This is a genomic window from Methylobacterium sp. NMS14P, from assembly GCF_028583545.1.
In the GTDB taxonomy this organism is placed as follows: domain Bacteria; phylum Pseudomonadota; class Alphaproteobacteria; order Rhizobiales; family Beijerinckiaceae; genus Methylobacterium.
Genome location: NZ_CP087106.1, coordinates 6,077,418 through 6,098,537, shown reverse-complemented (window position 1 = coordinate 6,098,537; position 21,120 = coordinate 6,077,418). Strand labels below are relative to the sequence as shown.

The window sequence follows — 21,120 nt, the reverse complement described above, 5'->3', positions numbered from 1 at the left end:
GCCGATGTCCGAGAGCGATACGCCCCCGATTCTCATCGTCGACGATCAGGAGAAGCTTCTGCGGCTGATCGTGATGCTGATGACCCGCATCGGCTTCCCGGACGTCGAGGGCGTCACCAACGCGCCCGAGGCGCTGGAGCGGATGCGGCAGCGCCGCTACGCCCTGGTGATCTCGGATCTCGACATGGAGCCCATGGACGGGCTCACCCTGCTGCGGGAGATCCGCGCCGACGACGCGCTGATGAACACCCCCTTCATGCTCACCGAGTCGTCCTTCGACTTCGAGGACATCAACCTCGCCCACCAGGCGGGCGCGGACGCCTTCATCCTCAAGCCGTTCGACATGGCGGTGCTGAAGACCAAGCTGAAGCAGGTCCTCAACCGCAAGCCGCGCAAGCGCGAGGCGCCGATCGCGTCCGAATCGAGCCTGAGCGTCGAATTCCCGATGCTCGGGAAGTTCTGACGCCGCGCCGTCCTCGGGAGCGCAGCGAAGCGACCCGGGGCGGCGGGACGTCGCCGCAGGTCGCGGTCCGCAGGATCGCTTCGCTGCGCTCGCAAAGACGCGGCGCCGCCGCGGAAACGTGTCACGCCGCCCGCTTCTGGTAATCCTTCACGTCGGTGAAGCGCACGGCCGGGTAGCGCTCCTCCTCGTAGCGGAGCGAGAACGCGGTCGTCGCCATGAAGACCGGGGCGCCGTCGAGGTCCTTGGCCATTGCCGAGCCGTGCGAGTCGACGAACTTGTCGAGCTCGGCCTCCGAGTCGGACGACACCCAGCGGCAGACCGAGAAGCGCGAGGTCTCGTAATCCACCGGCAGGCCGTACTCGGCCTGCAGGCGCTCCTTCAGCACGTCGAGCTGGAGCGCACCGACCACGCCGACGATCGCCTGGCTGCCGTCCTGCGGGACGAACACCTGGACGACGCCCTCCTCGCCCATCTGCTGGAGCGCCTCGCGCAGCTTCTTGGCCTTCATCGCGTCGGTCAGCTTGATCCGCCGCAGGATCTCGGGGGCGAAGCTCGGCACGCCGCGGAACACGATGTCCTCACCCTCGGTGAGCGTGTCGCCGATCCGCAGCGTGCCGTGGTTCGGGATGCCGACCACGTCGCCGGCATAGGCCTCGTCGGCGATGGCCCGGTCCTGGGCGAAGAAGAATTGCGGCGCCGAGAGCGAGATCGGCTTGCCGGTGCGCACCAGCCGGGCCTTCATGCCCCGGTTGAGCTTGCCCGAGCAGACCCGCATGAAGGCGATCCGGTCCCGATGGTTCGGGTCCATGTTCGCCTGGATCTTGAACACGAAGCCGGTCATCCGCGGCTCGGTCGGCTCGACGAGCCGCTTGTCGGCATCCTGGCCCCGCGGCGGCGGCGCCACCTTGGCGAGACCGTCGATCAGGTCGCGCACGCCGAAATTCCGCAAGGCCGAGCCGAAGAAGACCGGCGTCAGATGGCCCTCGCGAAACGCGTCGAGGTCGAACGGCTTCAGCCCGCCCTCGGCGAGTTCCACCTCCTCGCGCCACGCGTCGGCGGCGCCGTTCTCGGTGAGCAGCTCGTCGAACAGCGGGTCGTCCGGGCCGGACACCGCGACCATCCCGGCATCCTCGGCCGCGTCGAGGCGGCGGACGCGGTTGCCGCCGAGCTCGTAGGTCCCGGAGAAGTTGCGGCCGGTGCCGATCGGCCAGGTGACCGGGGCGACGTCGAGGGCCAGCGTCTTCTCGATCTCGTCCAAGAGTTCGAACGGGTCGCGGGCCTCGCGGTCGAGCTTGTTGATGAAGGTGACGATCGGGATGTCGCGCAGGCGGCAGACCTCGAACAGCTTGCGCGTGCGCGCCTCGATGCCTTTCGCCGCGTCGATCACCATCACGGCCGAATCGACCGCCGTGAGTGTCCGGTAGGTGTCCTCCGAGAAGTCCTCGTGGCCGGGCGTGTCGAGCAGGTTGAAGACGCAGTCGCCGTACTCGAAGGTCATCACCGAGGTGACGACCGAGATGCCGCGCTCCTTCTCGATGCCCATCCAGTCGGAGCGGGTCGAGACCCGGTTGCGCTTGGCCTTCACCTCGCCGGCGAGCTGGATCGCGCCGCCGAACAGCAGCAGCTTCTCGGTGAGGGTGGTCTTGCCCGCGTCCGGGTGGGAGATGATCGCGAAGGTGCGCCGCCGCGCCACCGGATCGGCCGGCCTCGCCTCGGTCTTGGTCTGCATCAGCATGGAGCGAACGCTCTGGGTCGGCGGAACGTGGTGGTGCGCGGCGCGGCACTCGCGCGGTCTCGGGATCGTGTAGCGGCAAGCCCCGATATTGGCAAAGACGCCGGCAGAATCGGACCGCCTTTCAGGCACCGTACAGGGGCGCGGCACCACGCTTCCCATGTCGATCCACGCTTCGCGAGGCCCCGATGTCGCGCGCCGCACCACGCTGCTGTCTGGTCACCGCCCTGCTGCTCGCCGCGGCCGGCCCCGGCCCCCGCGCGGCCGAGGCGCCGCCGCGCGCCGCGGCGGCCGATGCCGCTTTCCTCGATGCCCTGACCTGGGGCGCCACGCCCTCGGCCTTCGCGCAGCTCACCGCGGAGGGGCGGGCCAGCTGGCTGCGCGCGCAGCTCCACCCGCCGGCCGAATCGCGCCTGCCGCCCGCCGCCCAGGCGCAGGTCGACGCGCTGACCCCGCCGGGCAGCCTGTTCGAGCGGGCCCAGGCGCTGGACGCGCAGGCCAGGGCCGCCAGGGACATTCCGGATCCCGAGGCCCGGAAGGCCGCGCAGCAGGCCTTCCAGGGCGCGCTCAACGCGGCCGCGCGGAACGCCGCCTCCGCCTGGGTGCTGCGGGCGCTCTACAGCCCCGACCAGCTGCGCGAGCGGCTGACGTGGTTCTGGTTCAACCGGCTCAACGTCCACCAGGGGAAGTCCACCCTGCGCGCAGCCGTGGGCGACTACCTCGACACCGCGATCCGCCCGCACGTGCTCGGCCGCTTCCGCGACCTGCTGATGGCGAGCCTGCGCCACCCGGCGATGCTGCGCTACCTCGACAACGACGCCAACGCGGCCGGCCGCCCGAACGAGAACTATGCCCGGGAGATCATGGAGCTGCACACGATGGGCGTCGGCTCCGGCTACACGCAGGGCGACGTCGAGGCGCTGGCGCGGATCCTGAGCGGGGTCGGCATCGACATGAAGTCCGAGACCCCGAAGCTCCGCCCCGAGCACGCCGCCGATTACCGCCGGGACGGACTGTTCGCGTTCAACCCGAACCGGCACGATTACGGCGACAAGGTCTTCCTCGGCACGCGCATCCAGGGCCGCGGCTGGCCCGAGGTCGAGGAGGCGGTCGACCTGATCGCCCGCAACCCCGCCACCGCGACCAACGTCTCCCGGGCGCTCGCCACCTACTTCCTCGGCCGGCCGCCCGACGACGCCCTGGTGGTGCGGCTCGCCGCTGTCTTCGGCCGCACCGACGGCGACATCGCCGCGGTGATGGAGGCGCTGGTGCGCGAGCCCGCCTTCACGGCCGAGCGCGTCGGCGCCTTCAAGGACCCGGTCCGCTACGTCTTCTCGGCGCTGCGCATGGCCTACGACGCGCGCGTGATCCGCAACGCCGGCCCGGTGCTCGGCTGGCTGAACCGCCTCGGCGAGGGCCTGTTCAACCGCTCGACGCCGGACGGCTACCCCCTCGACGCCGCGTCCTGGACCGGGCCCGGGCAGCTCGCGACGCGGTTCGAGATCGCCCGGCAGATCGGGTCCGGCTCGGCCGGCCTGTTCAAGCCGGCGCTGCCCGACCAGGCCGAGGAGCCGGCCTTCCCGGTGCTCGCCAACGGGCTCTACTTCGCGGCTTTGTCCGGCACCCTGTCGGCGGCGACGCGGGCGGCCCTCGCCCAGGCGGTCTCGCCGCAGGACTGGAACACCCTCTACCTCGCCTCGCCGGAGTTCATGCGATGAACCGTCGCGACCTGATCCGCGCCGCCGCGGCGCTCGGCCTGTCCACGGTGGCCGGCCGCGTCTGGGCCGCCCCGAAGGCCGACGCGCGCCTCCTCGTGGTGTTCCTGCGCGGCGCCTACGACGCCGCCAACGTGGTGATCTCGACCGGCAGTGACTTCTACTATCGGTCGCGGCCGACCCTCGCGATCCCCCGGCCGGACGCCGCCGACCCGAAGGCCGCCCTGGCGCTCGACGGCGACTGGAGCCTGCACCCGGCGCTGCGCGAGACGCTCCTGCCGCTCTACGCCAAGGGCCAGGCCGCCTTCGTACCGTTCGCCGGGACCGACGACCTGACCCGGAGCCATTTCGAGACGCAGGACACGATCGAGATGGGCCAGACGGTCGGGTCCGCCCGCGACTACAATTCCGGCTTCATGGCCCGGCTCGCCGCCGAGCTGACCCGGGTCCGGCCGATCGCCTTCACCGACCAGATGCCGCTGATCTTCCGGGGCGGCGAGACGGTGCCCAACATCGCCATCAACGGCGTCGGCAAGCCCGGCATCGACGACCGGCAGGCCCGCCTGATCGCCGCCATGTACAGCGACACCGAGCTGGCCGCCGCCGTGACCGAGGGGTTCCGGGTGCTCGACGCGGTCTATCAGACGATCTCCGACCATGCCGGCCAGGCCGACCGCGGGGCGGTCTCGCCCAAGGGCTTCGAGCTGTCGGCCCGGCGGATCGGCCGCCTGATGCGCGAGAATTTCAACCTCGGCTTCGTGGATGTCGGCGGCTGGGACACGCACGTGAACCAGGGCGCCGGCACCGGCTACCTCGCCGACCGGCTCGGCGAGCTGGGGCGCGGCCTCACGGGCTTCGTCGAGGAGATCGGGCCCGGCTGGTCCGACACGGTGGTGGTCGTGCTCTCGGAGTTCGGGCGCACCTTCCGGGAGAACGGCAGCCGCGGCACCGACCACGGCCACGGCAGCGTCTACTGGATCCTCGGCGGCGGGGTGCGCGGCGGCCGGATCGCGGGGCCGCAGGTTCGGGCCGACGAGGCGCACCTGTTCCAGAACCGGGACTATCCGGTGCTCACCGACTACCGCGGGCTTCTGGGCGGCCTGTTCCGGCGGCTCTACGGGCTCGATCAGGCGAGCCTGCGGCGGATCTTCCCCAGCGCGGACCCGGCGGATCTCGCGCTGCTGTAGGGGGGCAGGTCGCCGCAGCGTCGTGCCGTCCCGGCACTCGCGAGCCTGGGTCACCGGCTCTGCCGTCATCGCGAGTGCAGCGAAGTGAACCAGGGCCGCACGCCATCGGACAGCGTCGCGCGACACTGGATTGCGTCACTGCGCTCGCAAGGACGACGGTGCGCACGTCGCGCCGGCGTATCGACGCTCCTCAGAAAAGCTCGACACCTGCGCGCGAGACACATTCGGTGAGGCGGCTCTACCTCTATGTCCGCTTGCTCAGGCCGCGGCGGCCGCCAGCGCGCGCAGGTCGCCGACCAGCTCGTCGACCCGCTCGGACCGGGCATCCCAGGCGAACATGAAGCGCGCCCCGCCGCCGATGAAGGTGTAGAACCGCCAGCCCCGGGCGCGCAGGCCCTCCATCGTGGTGGCGGGCATCGTCAGGAAGACCGCGTTCGCCTCGACGGGGAACAGCGCCCGCACCCCCGGCAGCCCGGCGACCGCCTCGGCGAAGCGCCGGGCGCAGGCATTGCCGTGGGCCGCGTTCGTCAGCCACGCGCCGCTCTCCAGCATGCCGACCCACGGGGCGGCGAGGAAGCGCATCTTCGAGGCGAGCTGTCCGGCCTGCTTGCAGCGGTAGCCGAAATCCTCCGCGAGCTTGGCGTCGAAGAACACCACGGCCTCGCCGGCATGCATGCCGTTCTTGGTGCCGCCGAAGCACAGGACGTCGACGCCCGACCGCCACGTCATGTCGGCGGGGCTGCAACCGAGGCTCGCGCAGGCGTTGGCGAAGCGCGACCCGTCCATGTGCAGGGCGAGGCCCAGCTCGCGGCAGGTCGCCGACAGGGCCCGCAGCTCGGCGAGGCTGTAGACCTGACCGGTCTCGGTCGGCTGGGTGATCGTCACCACGCGCGGCCGCGGGAAGTGGATGTCGCTGCGGTTCTGGGCGAGCCCGCGGATCGCCTCCGGCGTGAGCTTGCCGCCCTCGGTCCGGACGGTCAGCAGCTTCGAGCCGTTGGAGAAGAATTCCGGCGCGCCGCACTCGTCGGTCTCGACATGGGCCGAGTCGGCGCAGATCACGCTGTGGTAGGACTGGCACAGCGCCGCCAGGGCCAGCGCGTTGGCGGCCGTGCCGTTGAAGGCGAAGAACACCTCGCACGGGGTCTCGAACAGGTCTCGGAACGCGTCGGCCGCCCGGGCGGTCCAGGCATCCTCGCCGTAGGCCGGGGCGTGGCCGCGATTGGCCGCCTCCATCGCCGCCCAGGCCTCCGGGCAGATGCCGGAATAGTTGTCGCTGGCGAATTGCTGCGAGTCGTCGTGTCTCATCCGCGCAACCTAGCACGGCGCAGGCGCAGATGGATCGCGCGGCCCGGTTGGAACTGGTGCGCGCTTGGTGTAATAGCCCCGTCAAGGCGTGAGCTCCACGCCGATTCGGAAACCGACGTTCCCGTCCCTCCCGGGTTCAAACCGGGCGAGGGACGTTGCCGGTTTCCAGATCGGCGGCGGGCCGCGTGAACCCAGAACTTCAGGTCCAGAGGATCAAGTCCGTTGCAGGTACTCGTTCGCGACAACAACGTCGATCAAGCGCTCCGCGTCCTCAAGAAGAAGATGCAGCGCGAGGGCATCTTCCGCGAGATGAAGCAGCGCAAGGCTTATGAGAAGCCGTCCGTGCGCAAGGCTCGCGAGAAGGCCGAGGCCGTCCGCCGCGCCCGCAAGCAGGCCCGCAAGACCGCGATCCGCGAGGGCCTGATCGCCGCGCCGAAGCCGAAGCCCCGCTTCCCCGCCGGCAGCCGCCGTCCCGGCTTCCCGTCGCCGTCTGCCGCGCAGGGTCAGGGCGGCAACGCCGCCGGTCAGACCCCGGTCAGCCCGGCTCCCGCCGCCTGAGCGACACCACTCCGGTTACGGGAAAGCCCGGCCTGCGCGCGCAGGCCGGGCTTTTTCTTTGGGTCGCGTCGCGCCCGGACGGCGACGCCCGGTAACGCGAGACGTCCGCGGCGCGGCTCCCCTCTCCCGTGCGGGAGAGGGGGCGTGGCGCGGCTGTCTCGACCGGAGTTGTTCCTCCGAACCGCTGCAACACGGGCGAGAAGAGCTCTAGCCGCGCAAATCGAAGCCGCATCCGGGGATGCGGCGCCGAGTCGGGTCGCGGCGCTCGCGACGACGTGAAGGGCGTCGGCCGCCGCCGGTTCAAGCCGCCCGTTCAAGCCGCCTTGGCGGCCATGGTCGCGTGCTCGGCCTGGACCAGCACGTCCAGGGCCCGCCAAGGCTTCTGCATGTAGACCGCCTGGTCGGGGAGACGCGCGTCCCGGCTCGCGCCGGAGGTGACGACCACGCGCACGTCGGGCCAGCGCCGCTTCACCGCCTGCGCGAGTGACACGCCGTCCATGGCACCGGGCAGGCGCACGTCGGCGAAGAGCAGTGCCACCGTCACGTCGGCCCGCTCCAGCACCGAGAGGGCCGCCTCCGCACTCTCGCAGGCGATCACGCCGAGGTCGGTCTCCTCGAGCACCGCCGTCGCGAGATCGCGCACAGCCGCATCGTCCTCCACGACGAGCGCCACGGGGGCGGAACTATCGGGCGTTGCGCGATCCATAAAAGTCTCCTGCTGCCGGTGCCTTGCCCCGCGTCGGGCGGTCGCCTGTAGGGCGAACTTCTGATTCCCCGATTCGGCCATGCTGATCCTTCATGAGGCGGCTCACAAGAGTCGCTCCGCTCCGGGGGCGAATGCCTGCCCTGCGGACAGGCGGCACCATTTCCATGCGGAACGCACGAAAATGGCGCAGTTTCCGGTCGGTTAAGAAACTGTTCACCGGAGTGGACCGACTGTTAACGTCCTGCGGCGGAACGTCTCCACCCGCGGGAGGCGTCTCACCGGATCGAACGCGGCCCAGAGCTGAAGGATCACCGTCCGACATGTGCCGTTTCCTCGCCTACAGCGGTGAGCCGGTCTTCCTCTCCGACCTCGTCTGCGCGCCGACCCACTCGCTGGTGCACCAGTCGCTGCACGCCGACGAGGGGAAGACCGAGACCAACGGCGACGGCTTCGGCATCGGCTGGTACGCCGAGCGACCCGAGCCGGGTGTCTATCGCGACATCTCCCCGGCCTGGTCCGACGAGAACCTGGTGAACCTCTGCGGGCAGGTGCGGGCGCGGACCTTCTTCGCCCACGTGCGCGCCTCGACCGGGACGGCCACCGCCCGGGCCAACTGCCACCCCTTCGTGTACGGCCGCCACCTGTTCATGCACAACGGCCAGATCGGCGGCTACCACCGGATCAAGCGGCGCCTCGAGGCGCTGATCCCGGATTCCTACTACGACCATCGCCGCGGCAGCACCGACTCGGAGGCGCTCTTCCTCCTGGCGCTCGCCAACGGCCTGGAAGCGGATCCCGTCGGCGCGATGGCGCGGACGCTGAAGATCGTTCGCGAGTTGATGGAGGCGGCGAATGTCTGCGAGCCGCTGCGCTTCACCGCGCTGCTCACGGACGGCGAGACTCTGACCGCCTATCGATGGGCCTGCGACGGCCGGCCGCCGAGCCTGTACTACCGCGAGGGGCCGGGCGGCATCGTGGTGGTCTCGGAGCCGATCGACGGCTGCCGCGAGGGCTGGCGGGTCGTCCCGAAGGGCGCGACCCTGCGCGCCCGCCACGGCACCGCGACCGTCGTCGAGGCGCCGGAGCCCGCACGCGCCGCCGCCTGACTACAGACGGCGCCAGCCATGCCGCCGCGGGGATTGCCGGGGCGCGCCACATCGCCACATTCCGCCTGCGGCCGATGGTGCGGCCGAGCGGGAATCGACCGATGTATCCGGATACCGAGCTTCACATCGCCGGGCGCTGGCGCGCGGGTGCCGACCGGGACACCCTGGGGGTCCTGAACCCCGCCACGGGCGAGACGATCGGCCAGTGCGCGGTCGCCACCACGGCGGATCTCGACGAGGCCCTGGCGGCCGCCGCCCGCGCCTTCCCGGCTTGGCGCAGGGTCGCCCCCTTCGAGCGCGCCAAGGTGATGCGCAAGGCGGCCGACCTGCTGCGCGCCCGGGTCGACGAGATCGCCCGGATCATGACCCTGGAACAGGGCAAGCCGCTGGCCGAGTCGCGGGTCGAGACCCTGGCGGCGGTCGACATCATCGACTGGTTCGCCGAGGAGGGAAAGCGCGCCTACGGCCGCGTCATCCCGGGCCGCGCCGACGGCGTGCTGCAGGCGGTGGTGCGCGAGGCGGTCGGGCCGGTGGCCTGCTTCACGCCCTGGAACTTCCCGATCAATCAGGCGGTCCGCAAGATCTCGGCGGCGCTCTGCACCGGCTGCACGGTGATCCTGAAGGGCCCGGAAGACACGCCGGCGAGCTGCGCCGCCCTCGTCCGCGCCTTCCTGGATGCCGGCATCCCGGGCGACGCGCTCTCACTGGTCTACGGTGATCCCGAGGCCATCTCGGCCTACCTGATCCCGCACCCGGTCATCCGGAAGATCTCGTTCACCGGCTCGACCGTGGTCGGCAAGAAGCTCGCGGCGCTCGCGGGCGAGCACATGAAGCGCGCCACGATGGAGCTCGGCGGCCACGCCCCCGCGATCGTGTTCGGCGACGCCGACGTGGAGAAGGCGGTGGCCGTCCTCGCCCCCTCGAAGTTCCGCAATGCCGGCCAGGTCTGCGTCTCGCCGACCCGGTTCCTCGTGCACGATTCGGTCTTCGACCGCTTCGTCGAGGGCTTCACCACCTTCGCCAAGTCGGTGAAGGTCGGCGACGGGCTCGATCCCGAGACCAAGATGGGCCCGCTGGTCCACGGGCGGCGCCTCGACGCCGTCACGGCGCTGGCGGCGGACGCCGAGTCGAGCGGCGCAACGCTGCGCGCCGGCGGCAAGCGCATCGGCAACCAGGGCAACTTCTTCGAGCCGACGGTCTTCACCGAGGTGCCGCTGACCGCCCGGATCATGAACGAGGAACCCTTCGGTCCCCTGGCGATGATCAACCGGTTCTCCGACGACGAGGAGGCGCTCACCGAGGCCAACCGCCTGCCCTACGGGCTCGCGGCCTACGCCTACACCCGCTCGGCCGAGCGGGCGGCGCGGGTGTCGAACGGGGTCGAGAGCGGCATGATCTCGATCAACCACCACGGACTCGCCCTGCCGGAGACCCCGTTCGGCGGCGTCAAGGATTCGGGCTACGGCAGCGAGGGCGGCCCGGAGGCCCTCGACGCCTACCTGGTCACCAAGTTCGTCACGCAGGCGAACTTCTGACGCCTCGGCCGGCGCGCTGCGGCGCGCCGGCCCCTCCCCCTCAGTAATGCGGCGGCGGCGGCTCCGGCCCCCGCGGCGCCGCCCGGGCGGCCGCCTCCTCCACCTGCTCCCGCAGCGCGTCGAGCTGCCGCACGAGCCGGTCGATCACCCGCCACTGCTCGGTCACGGTCCGGTTCAGATCCTCGATCGTCGCGTCCTGCTCGGTCAGGCGCATCTCCAGGCGATCGATCCGTGTGGCCTCGTCCATGTCGGGTCTCCCGTCAGTGCCGTGCCGCGAGCCGCCCCTCCTGATCGGGTCGGGCCGCCGGCGCTCGACCCTCCTCCTAGCGCAGGCCGCCCGCCGGACAACCTGCGCGGCAGCGTCCGGTCATGACCAGTCAGCCGACGCTGGAAACACGATCAAAGCTCGCAATATTTCACATCAAACAACGATGTATTTGTATAAATACGGCCAACATCTACATTGAAAACGCATCGTATGCAGATTGACTTGGCGGTCTCAGTGTTGCGATACTGATCGACGATCCGATTCATGGCGACAGATCGACATTAATGGATTTTTAAGCCAATCTCCTCATCCTTCCCCGCACACATTACAGATCAGGCGAGCACAGACGGCGATGGCGATGTTTGGTTCACGCGACGACGCCCTGCTCGCGGCGATCGACCGGACGATGGCGCGGGTCGAGTTCGATCTCGACGGCACCGTCACCGACGCGAACGCGCTGTTCCTCGACCTCCTGGGCTACACGCCCGAAGAGGTGCGCGGCCAGCACCACCGGGTGTTCGTCCCGGAGGCCGACCGCGCGGGCCAGGATTACGCCGCCTTCTGGGACCGGCTGCGCGCCGGGCAGCACGAGGCCCGCGCCTTCCGCCGCGTCACGAAGTCCGGCCAGATCGTCTGGATCCAGGGCTCGTACAACCCGATCCTCGACCGGCGCGGCCGGCCGATCAAGGTCGTCAAGCTCGCCACCGACATCACCGAAGAGCGCGCCCGGAACGCCCGCCACGCGGGCCAGATCGCGGCCCTCGACCGCTCGCAGGCGGTGATCACCTTCGCGCTCGACGGGACGATCACGGACGCCAACGCCAACTTCCTGTCCACCATGGGCTACACCCTGGAGGAGATCCGCGGGCGGCACCACCGGATGTTCCTGCCGCAGGCCGAGGCGGCCAGCGCCGGCTACGCGGCGTTCTGGGCCGCCCTCGGCAACGGCGAGTATCAGGCCGGCGAGTTCCGGCGGATCGGGAAGGACGGCCGCACCGTCTGGATCTTCGGCGCCTACAACCCGATCCTCGACGCCGACGGCAAGCCCTGCGCCGTCGTGAAGTTCGCCACGGACGTCACCCGTCAGGTCGAGGACCGGCAGCGCCGGGCCGAGGGGCAGCGGGCCATCGACGCCGACATCGCGGCGATCCGCGACTCGATGAGCCGGGTCGTCCGGCAGGCCGACGACACCGCCGAGACGTCGAGCCAGACCGCGCGGAACGTCGAGGCGGTCGCCGCCGGCTCGGAGGAATTCGCCGCCTCCATCGAGGAGCTGAGCCGCCACGCCCTGCAGGCGAAATCCTCCGTGGACCTCGTCGTCACCCGCGCCGAGGAGGCGGGGGCGATCGTCGTGGGCCTGACCGGGGCCGCCGACCGGATCGGGGCGGCGGTGAGCCTGATACGCTCCATCGCCGACCAGACGAACCTCCTGGCGCTGAACGCCACCATCGAGGCGGCCCGGGCCGGGGCCGCCGGCAAGGGCTTCGCGGTCGTCGCCGCCGAGGTGAAGGCGCTCGCCGAGCAGACCGCCAAGGCGACCGGCGAGATCGGCACCCAGATCGCCGCCGTGCAGGCCGAGACCTCCCGGGCCGTGGCGGCGATCGACGGGATCGGGGCCACGATCGAGCAGCTCAGCGCGATCTCGCTCAGCGTGTCGTCCGCCGTCACCGAGCAGGCCGCGGTGACCCGCGACATGACCGAGAACATGCAGTCCGCCGCGCAGAGCGTCGCCGCCGTCCACGCCGCCATGTCGGAGATCGCCGCCTCGGCGGGCGTGGTCGACGCCTCGGTGCGCAAGGTCTCGGAGGCCGCCCGCGCCCTCGCGTGAGCGCCCCGCGCCCGCCTCAGGCGGCGCGGATCGCGGCCTGCCCCGCGACGGCGACCCGGTCGCGCCCGCCATCCTTGGCGACGTAGAGGGCGGCGTCGGCCCGCCGCATGAGCTCGTCGAACGCGATCCCCGCGCGGGCCTGCGCGATCCCGATGCTGACGCTGACGCGCAGGGCCGGCAGCTCGGGAACGGTGAGCTGCGCGAAGGTCTGGCGCAGCTCCTCCGCCCGGGCCAGGGCCTCGGCGGGCGACACGTCCGGCAGCAGGCAGGCGAACTCCTCGCCGCCCAGGCGGCCCAGCAGGGCCTCGCGGGGTAGCAGCGTCGTCGCCACGGCGCAGAAGCCGACCAGGACCGCGTCGCCGACGCCGTGACCGAAGCGGTCGTTGACCGCCTTGAACCGGTCGAGGTCGAACAGCAGCAGGGCGGCGTCACCGTGCTGCGCCATCGCGGCCTCGGCGGCCTGCGCGAAGGCCCGGCGGTTCCGAACGCCCGTGAGCCCGTCCGTGGAGGCGGCGATGCGCTGCTCGCGCTCGGCCCGTTCCTTGACCAGCGCCATGAAGGTGAAGGCCGAGGCGATCGAGAACATCAGGGTGACAAAGCACAGGATCGCCACCCAGGGCGACGTGAGCGGGCTGAGACCCGGCTGCGGCGGCGCCACCAGCGTCGCGGGGATCCGCACGATGTAGAAGGTGCCGTGCAGCCCCAGGATGGCGGCGGCGGCGATCCGCGAGGCGAGCCGCTCGGCGCGACCGCGCCAGATCTCCGCGGTCGCCGCGCAGCAGTAGAGTGCCGCCACCGCCGAGGCGTAGATGATGCGGGCGTCGATCGACGCGTAGAAGGTCGGGATCAGGCACAGGACGCACCAGCCGAGGGCGCCGGCCAGCGCGAAGCCCAGCCGCGGCTCCCGGTGCTCGAACGAGCGGACGCCGCTCCAGATGAGACCGTAGGCGGCGAGCACCACGGCGTTGGCCAAGCCCACCGAGATCAGGTCGGGGATCTGATTGCGCAGCGCGAGGCCGGCCGATCCGACCGCGCCCACCAGATGCGCCGCGCCCCAGTAGGCGAGCACCCGGGATTCGGGTGCCTGCCGCCACGAGGCCATGAACAGCGTGCCGACCAGGAAGGTCGTCGCCGCGCTGACGACCAGCAGGGTGGCGGGATCAAGCTGCACGGACGACTGTCAATCCTCGACCCGGACGTCGGCGCCGTCCCCGCCCCGCATCGCGCCGCAGCAAGGCCGAGCAACGATACGAGCCACGTGTTGATAACACTATATCTGAACGGAAGCCACAATAAGCCAGATTAGAATGTCGATAGGGGACGAAGGTGCTAGTACACCGGCATATTCGCCCCAGAACGTCGCGCGGCTCTCGTGCCGGTTTCGGCAGAGCCCCCGCCCTGATCTTGGCGCCGTCCCCTCCGCCGCCCGATCTCGGGACGCCGCGGCCGGACAGGCCATCGGATCGCCGGCGTCTCACGCGGGTCGAGCCGCGGCGTTCCGGGTCGCCGCAGGCGAGCCCGACCCCGGAGACCGGTTTGCGGGTGGCAACCCGGAACGCCGCGGGAACGCGCGGTCCCGTCCGCCCGTCAGGCGCGGTGGATCACCGGGACCGCGGGCGCGCCCTCCCACTCGGTGTTGGCCGGGATCGACTCGCCCTTCATGACGATGGTGAGCGGCCGCAGGCGGGCGTAATCCCCGACCTTCGTGTCGTACAGCACGGTCGAGAACGCCCCCACCGAGACGCCGCGCCCGACGACGACGCGGCCGATCTTCATGATCCGGTCCTCGTACAGGTGCGTCTGCAGCGCGGAGACCCGGTTGATGGTGGCGTAATCGCCGATGGTGACGCAGTCGAACTCGGTGATGTCGGTCGTGAGCATGCACACGCCCTTGCCGACCTTCACGCCGAACAGCCGCAGCACCCAAGGCAGGAAGGGCGTGCCCTGGAGGTGCTCGAGCAGCACCTTTCCGGCAAGCCCCCAGTAGGCCACCGCGATCGCCTCGGTGCGCATCGCCCACCACGACCACATCGGCTGCATGCCGGGCCTGTAGACGCCCATCAGCAGCCACTTCATCGCGATCACCGCCGAGGACTGGATCAACGCGATGGCGACGCTCGCCGTGATGAAGCTGACCGCCAGCCCCGTCCAGTCCTGCTCCAGGATCGCCGGGTAGAAGTACCAGTCGATCACCGTGATCGCGAGGGTGATGTAGAGCATCGGCGAGAACGAGGTCGCGAAGGCCTCGAAGACGCCGCGCCGGATCTTCGGCCACGCGCCGGGCTCGTAGGTCTGGGCGGTCGAGCCGAGATCGACCTTCTGGCGGGCCGGCAGCCGGATCGGTGGCGAGCCGAACCACGTCTCGCCGGGGCTCATCGCGGCGTTCTCGGGCGGCTTCGACTTGATGCCGATGAGCACGTCGTCGGGGATGACGGCGCCCGGCGGCACCACCGCGTCGTTGCCGACGAAGACCCGCGCCCCGGTACGGGTCGGCTCCAGGTGCATCCAGCCGCGCCGGATCTCCTCCTCGCCGTACACAACCTCGTCGGCGACGAAGTTCTTCGCGCCGACATCGGCGAGGTCGTAGCGGCCCGCGAGGTTGGTCGAGATCTCGGCACCGTGGCCCATATTGGCGCCCATCAGCCGGTACCACGCCCGCATGTAGACGGTCGCGAACAGCGACGAGAGCGTCTCCAGCGTCACCTCGACGGCCAGAGCCAGCGACCATTTCCGCAGGTAGAACAGCGAGTGGACCGAGTAGGTACCCGAGCGCGTCCGCGGCAGCACGACCCAGCGAATGCCGGCGATCAGCAGCACCGTGCCGGCCGTCATCAGCATGGCGGTGGGCCAGGTGAGGATCGGCAGGTACCAGTGGTAGTCGATGTCGGTGATGTCGGAGAGCGAGTCCGAGATCTGGTCGAAGATGAAGAAGGCCGGGAAGATCGGCAGCAGACCGACCGCCGGGATGGCGCCGAGCAGCACCACGTAGGCCGCCAGGAAGGCCGCGCGGCGCGCGAAGGAGGCCTCGGCGGGCGCGGGCAGCTCCGACGGGTCGGCCACGCCGACCTTGCGGCCCGGCGAGCCGTCCCAGCGCTCGGCGGCGCCGACCCGCGAGCCCGCCGGGATCGTTGTCAGGTCGGCGATCTCCGCTTGCGGACCGATCACCGTGTCGTGGCTGATCACGCAGGAGGTGCCGACCGCAGCGTCCGCGCCGATCTCGGCCGTGCCGATGACCAGCTCGTTCCCGACGATCTCGGCGTTGGCGATGACGAGGCGGCCGCCCAGGGACGCGCCGTCGCCGATGGTCAGTAGGTCGGGCGCGCCGATCTCGATGTCGGAGATCAGGGTGTCGCGTCCGACCTTGGCGCCCATGAGCCGCAGGTAGATGGCGATGGCCGGGGAGCCCTGCAGCCACTTCACGTGGACGAGGGGCGCCAGCCGCTGCGCGAGCCACCAGCGATAGTAGTAGGTGCCCCAGAGCGGGTACCGACCCGGCCTGGTCCGGCCGAGGATCAGCCACTTGCCGGCCACCGCCGCCACCGCGGTCACGCCGTTGATCGCCACGTAGACGAGGAGCAGCACGCCGAGCTCGGCGAAGAAGCTGAGCCCCCCGCCGGTGAGCAGCAGGTAGGTCACGAACATGCCGAGCCACTGCGCGGTGGCCAGCGCGATCACGAAGGGCAGCGCGACGAGCTGCGCGAGGCCGCACAGCGCCCGGCGCAGCAGAGGCGGCGGCTCGAAGCTCAGGTCGCGGGTCGCGGCCCCGGCGCCCATCCCGCCCGTCCGGGCGATGAGCGCGTCGGCCATCGCCCGCATGGTGCGCAGGGCGTAGACATCCGGCAGCGTGATGCCGGCGAGCGGCGGGTTCTCGCGCACCGCCGAAACGAAGCGGGCGGCCAGCAGCGAGTGGCCGCCGAGATCGGAGAAGAAGTCGCCCTCGAGGGCGATCGGCTGGTTGCCGAAGACCTGCTTGGCAGCGGCGACAAGGGCCGCCTCGGTCTCGTTGGCGGCGGGCTCCTGCTCGCCGTCGGCGGCGACCACGGTGAGCGGGGCGATCTTCAGCGCCTTGCGGTCGACCTTGCCGGAGGTCAGGCGCGGGAGCGTCTCGGCCACCTCGAAATGGCCGGGCACCATGTAGGGCGGCATCTGCCCGGAGAGGGTCCGGCGGAGGGCGGTGGCGTCGATGGACCGGCCGCGCTCCGGGATCAGGAAGGCGACGAGGCGGTCGACGCCGTCATCGTTCCGCAGCACGACGGCGGCCTGGTTGATGTCGGGCACCGCCCGGATCCGGGACTCGATCTCGCCGAGTTCCACGCGGAAGCCGCGGATCTTCACCTGGTCGTCGATCCGGCCGTGGAACACGATCCGGCCCGCGGCATCGAGGGAGACCGCGTCGCCCGAGCGGTACAGGACGGGATCGGTCCCGTCCGACGCGAACGGGTTGGCGATGAACTTCTCCGCCGTCAGCTCGGGACGGGCGAGGTAGCCGCGCGCCACGCCGGGACCGCCGATCAGCAGCTCGCCCTGCTGGTCGCGGCCGAGCAGGGCGAGGTCCTCGCCGGCGACGTAGACCGAGTAGTTCGGGATCGGGCCGCCGATGGTCACCGGCTCGCCGGGCCGCATCTCGGCCGCGGTCGCCACCACGGTGGCCTCCGTGGGCCCGTAGGTGTTGAACAGCTGGCGCCCGCCCGTCGCCCAGCGGGCGATCAGCGGCTCGGGCAGCGCCTCGCCGCCGAGCAGGACGAGGCGGACGCGCGGCAGGTCGCCCGAGATCATCGCCAGGAGCGTCGGGACGGTGTCGAGCACCGTGATCCCCTCGGCCTCCAGGATACCGGGGAGCGATTCCAGGTCGCCCATCATGGCGGGGCTCGCCACGAACAGGGTCGCGCCCACGAGATACGGGACCCAGATCTCCTCCATCGAGAGGTCGAAGGCCACCGAGGCGCCCTGGAAGACCACGTCGTCGGCGCGCATCCCGTAGAGGGCGTTCCCCGAGCGCAGGAAGTGGCAGATGTTGGCGTGGCTGATGACGATGCCCTTGGGCACGCCGGTCGAGCCGGAGGTGTAGATCAGGTAGGCAGGGTGCTCGGGCGTCAGCCCGGCCGCGCGCGGGTCCGGCACCGGCGCGTCGACGGGCGTCCCGGCGTCGAGGTCGGCGGGCGTCAGGGCGGGCGCGGCGTCGGGGGCCGCGGCGGCGAGCGTCGGGGAGACCAGCAGCGCCTTCGCGCTCGCGTCGGTGAGGCACACGCCCACCCGGTCGGCCGGCGCCTCGGCGTCGAAGGGCAGCCACGCCGCCCCCGACATCGTAATGCCGATCTGCGCCACGAGGAGGTCCGGCCCACGGGCCATCCACAGGCCGACGACGTCTCCGGGCCCGATGCCGCGATGGGCGAGGCCGGCGGCGATCCGGGCGGCCCGGGCGGCGACGTCGGCGTAGGTCAGGTGCGGATGGACGCCCCCGGCCTCGACCCGGGCGCCGTCGACGAGGCAGGGATGGTCGGGCCGGGTCTCGGCCGCGTGCAGGAAGATCTCGGCCAGGACCTCGTCGCGGATCAGGTCGGGCCGGTGGTCGCCGCGCAGGATCGCCGCCGCGTCTCCGAGAGGCACGGGCTCCCCAGCCGCCGGGCCGGGCCGGGTCTTCTCGGCGACGTCGCTCATCCGCTGCTCCGCTGGCCGCCCGCTCGGGTCGGCGCCTGTCCTGGCCGCCGCCCTATAGCCTGCCGATCATGCCGTTATCGAGGCGGCTTTGCACTGCGCCGGCGCACGGGATCAAGCCCAGCGCCAGCCATCCGGATCGAGGATCAGGACCTCGCCCTGGCGGATGCCGAGGCGGGGCGCCGCGTAGATGTCGAGGTGGCCGAGGGCGACCAGGGCAGCCCGAGCGACGCCGCCATGGGCGACGATCACCGCGTCCCGCTCCAGGGCCGCGATCATCGGGCCGACGCGCTCGACGAGGCCGGCGTAGCTCTCGGCGCCGAGGCCCGGCGGGCGGTAGTGCCAGCGGTCCCGGTCGCGGCCGGCCGCCCCGGCCGGGTCGCGGCGGCGGATCTCCGCCCAGGTGGAACCCTCCCAGCTGCCGAAGCCGATCTCCCGCAGGCGCGGATCGGTGCGGTACGCCTCCGGCGGCAGGCCGAGGGTGGCCCGGAGGATCTCCATGGTGCGCCGGGTACGCTTGAGCGGGCTCGCGACGAACTCGGCCTCGGCCAGCGCCGACCCCGCAGCGGCAGCGAGGCGCTCGGCCACGGCGGCGGCCTGTGCCTCGCCGTGGGCGTTGAGGTCGGTGTCGCGCCCGCCCTGGAGGCGTCCCTCGGCATTCCAGGCGGTCTGGCCGTGCCGGATGAAGTAGATCGTACCCAACCGTCTCAACCCCGTCCTGCACAGGCGTCCGGAACAGCCTGGATTACCGACCGTTCTCGCCCTCGGTCGGCAATATCCGGAAACAGGTCCTGCCCCATGTCCAAGAAGCACGGCAAGCATCATCGCGGCCACAAACGCGGCGACGGCATGACAGGTGAGGCCGATCTGCATGGCCCGACCGTGGATCACCGCCCGTCGACGGCCCGCTGGGCCGGCAGCGTCGACACCGTGGCCGAATCCATCCCGGCAGCGCTCGGCCAGCACGGGCCGGTGCCGATCCGCCCCGCGGCGGGCATCGTGGCGGTGGAGCCGGGCGCACCCTTCGATCTCGGCACGGTGGATCCCGACGCCGTCGGCGGCCTCGACAAGGACTGGGCCAAGAACGCCCTCGCCGCGGAGCGCGAGCGCATCGTCGCCCTCCAGGAGCGCCTCTACGCGGAGCGGGCGCGGAGCCTGCTGCTGGTGTTCCAGGCGATCGACACCGGCGGCAAGGACGGCACGATCCGGTCGGTGCTCAAGGGAGTGAACCCGCAGGGCTGCGCGGTGGCCTCGTTCAAGGTGCCGTCGAGCGAGGAACTCGACCACGACTTCCTGTGGCGCTACCACGCCCGGGTGCCGGGGCGCGGCATGATCGGGGTGTTCAACCGCAGTCACTACGAGGACGTGCTCGTGGTGCGGGTGAAGGGCCTCGTGCCGGACGCGGTCTGGCAGGGCCGCTACGGCCGGATCAACGATTTCGAGCGCCTGCTCACCGAGTCGGGCACGACGGTCCTCAAATTCTTCCTGCACATCTCCAAGGCGGAGCAGAAGAAGCGCCTGGAGGCCCGGATCGCCGATCCCGAGAAGCACTGGAAGTTCGACCCGGCCGACTTGGTCGAGCGGAAATCCTGGGACGCCTACCAGCAGGCCTTCGCGGACGCCCTCGGCCGCTGCTCGACGCCCGAGGCGCCCTGGCTGGTGGTGCCGGCCAACCACAAGTGGTTCCGCAACTACGTGATTGCCCGGACCGTGGCGGATACGTTGGAGGCCATGGACCCGCGATTCCCCGAGGCCGCCAAGGGCATCGCGGATCTGACGGTCCCCGACTGACGCGGGAGGAACCGGGATGCTGGTGGTTCGGGAGATCGCGGTCTCGGGCTACCGCTCGCTGCGGCGGATCAGCTTCCCGGTCGACGCGCTGTCGGTCTTCGTCGGGGGCAACGGCACCGGCAAGACCAACCTCTACCGGGCCCTGAAGCTGCTGCAGGCCGCCGCTCGGGGCACCCTCACTCGCGACCTCGCCGCCGAGGGCGGCATGGATTCGGCCCTCTGGGCCGCCCGCCGGCGGCAGGGCGAGGCCGCGCGGATCCGCCTGTCGGCCACCCTGCGCCACGACGCGATCGGGCAGGACTTCGTCTACGCGGTGGAGATCGGGCTGGTGCAACAGGTCGGCGGGACGACCTTCGGCGCCGCCTTCCGGAAGGAGCCGCAGGTCAAGGTCGAGCGTCTGACGGTCCGCACCGGCGGCCGCGCGGCCGTGATCCTCGATCGCGACGGGCGCAGCGGATTCGTCCGCGACGCGGAGGGCCGCAAGCACTCCCTCGGCGGCGACCTGCTCCCGACCGAGACCGCCCTCAGCAGCCTCCTCGACGCCACCGGTCATCCCGAGATCGCCGTAGTCCGCCTCGCCCTGGCGGGGTGGCGCTTCCACCACGATTTCCGGACGGATGCCGACTCGCCCTTGCGCCGCCCCTGCCTCGCGGTGACGACGCCGACGCTCGCGTCCGACGGCGCGGACCTCGCCGCCGTCTTCGCCACACTGGCGCATATCCGGCAGGACACGACCGAGATCGACGCGGCCGTCGACGGTGCCTTCCCGGGCGCGGCGCTCGTCCTCCCGGAGCCCGGCCGTCACGCGAGCTTCGGCCTGCGCTTCCCCGACTTCCCTGCCCGCACCTTCGATCCGCCGGAACTGTCGGACGGCACCCTGCGCTACCTCGCCCTGGCCGGAGCGCTGCTCGGTTACCGGCTGCCGCCGTTCATCGCGCTGAACGAGCCCGAGACGAGCCTGCATCCCGATCTCATGGACCCGCTGGCCCGGCTGATCGCGCGGGCTGCGGAGCGGACGCAGGTCTGGCTCGTCACGCATTCGGAGCGGCTGGCGGCGGGGATCGCGGAGCACGGGAACGTCCGGCCGCGCACCGTCATCAAGCGCGACGGCGAGACCTGGATCGACGGCCTCAAGCTCTCGGGAGAGTTCGACGAGGCGGAGGACGCGTGAGGATGGCCGGCCCGTTCGCGCCGCCTTGCCCGCGGGCGCGGCGAGCGACCCGGGCAGCGCCACGTCGGCCGCCGCCCCCCCGGTTCCAGGCGCCCGCGAC

At 71.3% G+C, this 21,120-nt stretch carries 16 protein-coding genes; 9 read left to right on the top strand and 7 right to left on the bottom strand.

Annotated features, from left to right (window positions below; genetic code table 11):
* Nucleotides 1-4 precede the first annotated feature (4 nt).
* The gene (locus LOK46_RS29040; protein WP_273561749.1) at nucleotides 5-463 is read left to right on the top strand and encodes a response regulator; all 459 of its coding nucleotides are present in this window, start codon (nucleotides 5-7) and stop codon (nucleotides 461-463) included.
* A gap of 121 nt (nucleotides 464-584) precedes the next feature.
* Here the strand turns inward: LOK46_RS29040 and LOK46_RS29035 are convergent, their stop codons facing one another.
* The gene (locus tag LOK46_RS29035) at nucleotides 585-2,198 is read right to left on the bottom strand and encodes a peptide chain release factor 3 (RefSeq protein WP_273561748.1); all 1,614 of its coding nucleotides are present in this window, start codon (nucleotides 2,196-2,198) and stop codon (nucleotides 585-587) included.
* Nucleotides 2,199-2,383: 185 nt separating this feature from the next.
* Between LOK46_RS29035 and LOK46_RS29030 the strand changes: the two genes are divergently transcribed.
* On the top strand, nucleotides 2,384-3,913 hold the full coding sequence (locus LOK46_RS29030) for a DUF1800 domain-containing protein (RefSeq protein ID WP_273561747.1): 1,530 nt from the start codon (nucleotides 2,384-2,386) through the stop codon (nucleotides 3,911-3,913).
* Nucleotides 3,910-5,097 carry a DUF1501 domain-containing protein gene (locus tag LOK46_RS29025; RefSeq protein ID WP_273561746.1) on the top strand — a complete coding sequence of 396 codons (1,188 nt, stop codon included), beginning with the start codon at nucleotides 3,910-3,912 and terminating at the stop codon, nucleotides 5,095-5,097. The genes LOK46_RS29030 and LOK46_RS29025 overlap by 4 nt, the downstream gene beginning before the upstream one ends.
* Nucleotides 5,098-5,355: 258 nt before the next feature.
* Here the strand turns inward: LOK46_RS29025 and LOK46_RS29020 are convergent, their stop codons facing one another.
* A complete protein-coding gene (locus LOK46_RS29020) occupies nucleotides 5,356-6,402 on the bottom strand; it encodes a threonine aldolase family protein (protein WP_273561745.1) in 1,047 nt (348 codons plus the stop codon).
* 222 nt (nucleotides 6,403-6,624) lie between these two features.
* On the opposite strand from LOK46_RS29020, the gene rpsU reads away from it, so the two are divergent.
* Nucleotides 6,625-6,960 carry a 30S ribosomal protein S21 gene (rpsU, locus tag LOK46_RS29015; RefSeq protein WP_273561744.1) on the top strand — a complete coding sequence of 112 codons (336 nt, stop codon included), beginning with the start codon at nucleotides 6,625-6,627 and terminating at the stop codon, nucleotides 6,958-6,960.
* A 313-nt stretch (nucleotides 6,961-7,273) separates the two neighbouring features.
* Here the strand turns inward: rpsU and LOK46_RS29010 are convergent, their stop codons facing one another.
* The gene (locus LOK46_RS29010; RefSeq protein WP_012322423.1) at nucleotides 7,274-7,666 is read right to left on the bottom strand and encodes a response regulator; all 393 of its coding nucleotides are present in this window, start codon (nucleotides 7,664-7,666) and stop codon (nucleotides 7,274-7,276) included.
* A gap of 320 nt (nucleotides 7,667-7,986) precedes the next feature.
* Between LOK46_RS29010 and LOK46_RS29005 the strand changes: the two genes are divergently transcribed.
* A complete protein-coding gene (locus tag LOK46_RS29005; protein ID WP_273561743.1) occupies nucleotides 7,987-8,772 on the top strand; it encodes a class II glutamine amidotransferase in 786 nt (261 codons plus the stop codon).
* Nucleotides 8,773-8,873: 101 nt separating this feature from the next.
* Nucleotides 8,874-10,307, top strand: a complete 1,434-nt coding sequence (locus LOK46_RS29000; protein WP_273561742.1) for an NAD-dependent succinate-semialdehyde dehydrogenase — start codon at nucleotides 8,874-8,876, stop codon at nucleotides 10,305-10,307.
* Between the two features lie 40 nt (nucleotides 10,308-10,347).
* Here LOK46_RS29000 and LOK46_RS28995 read toward each other — a convergent pair whose 3' ends face one another.
* Entirely contained in the window at nucleotides 10,348-10,554 is a 207-nt protein-coding gene (locus LOK46_RS28995) for a SlyX family protein (RefSeq protein ID WP_020092944.1), read from the bottom strand.
* Between the two features lie 373 nt (nucleotides 10,555-10,927).
* Between LOK46_RS28995 and LOK46_RS28990 the strand changes: the two genes are divergently transcribed.
* Nucleotides 10,928-12,403, top strand: coding sequence for a methyl-accepting chemotaxis protein (locus LOK46_RS28990; protein WP_273561741.1), 1,476 nt, complete (start codon nucleotides 10,928-10,930; stop codon nucleotides 12,401-12,403).
* A 16-nt stretch (nucleotides 12,404-12,419) separates the two neighbouring features.
* Here the strand turns inward: LOK46_RS28990 and LOK46_RS28985 are convergent, their stop codons facing one another.
* From LOK46_RS28985 to LOK46_RS28975, 3 genes are all read right to left on the bottom strand, one after another.
* Entirely contained in the window at nucleotides 12,420-13,574 is a 1,155-nt protein-coding gene (locus LOK46_RS28985) for a GGDEF domain-containing protein (RefSeq protein ID WP_273561740.1), read from the bottom strand.
* 416 nt (nucleotides 13,575-13,990) lie between these two features.
* Complete coding sequence (locus LOK46_RS28980; protein WP_273561739.1) at nucleotides 13,991-18,061, bottom strand: Pls/PosA family non-ribosomal peptide synthetase; 4,071 nt, start codon at nucleotides 18,059-18,061, stop codon at nucleotides 13,991-13,993.
* A 111-nt stretch (nucleotides 18,062-18,172) separates the two neighbouring features.
* Nucleotides 18,173-18,760: a histidine phosphatase family protein gene (locus tag LOK46_RS28975; RefSeq protein ID WP_273561738.1), complete on the bottom strand. Its 588-nt coding sequence runs from the start codon at nucleotides 18,758-18,760 to the stop codon at nucleotides 18,173-18,175.
* A 96-nt stretch (nucleotides 18,761-18,856) separates the two neighbouring features.
* Here LOK46_RS28975 and LOK46_RS28970 point away from each other — a divergent pair, with 96 nt between their 5' ends.
* Together LOK46_RS28970 and LOK46_RS28965 are read left to right on the top strand one after the other, a co-directional pair.
* Entirely contained in the window at nucleotides 18,857-19,849 is a 993-nt protein-coding gene (locus LOK46_RS28970) for a polyphosphate kinase 2 family protein (RefSeq protein ID WP_273561737.1), read from the top strand.
* Between the two features lie 16 nt (nucleotides 19,850-19,865).
* A complete protein-coding gene (locus tag LOK46_RS28965; protein WP_273561736.1) occupies nucleotides 19,866-21,020 on the top strand; it encodes an AAA family ATPase in 1,155 nt (384 codons plus the stop codon).
* The last annotated feature ends 100 nt before the right edge of the window (nucleotides 21,021-21,120 follow it).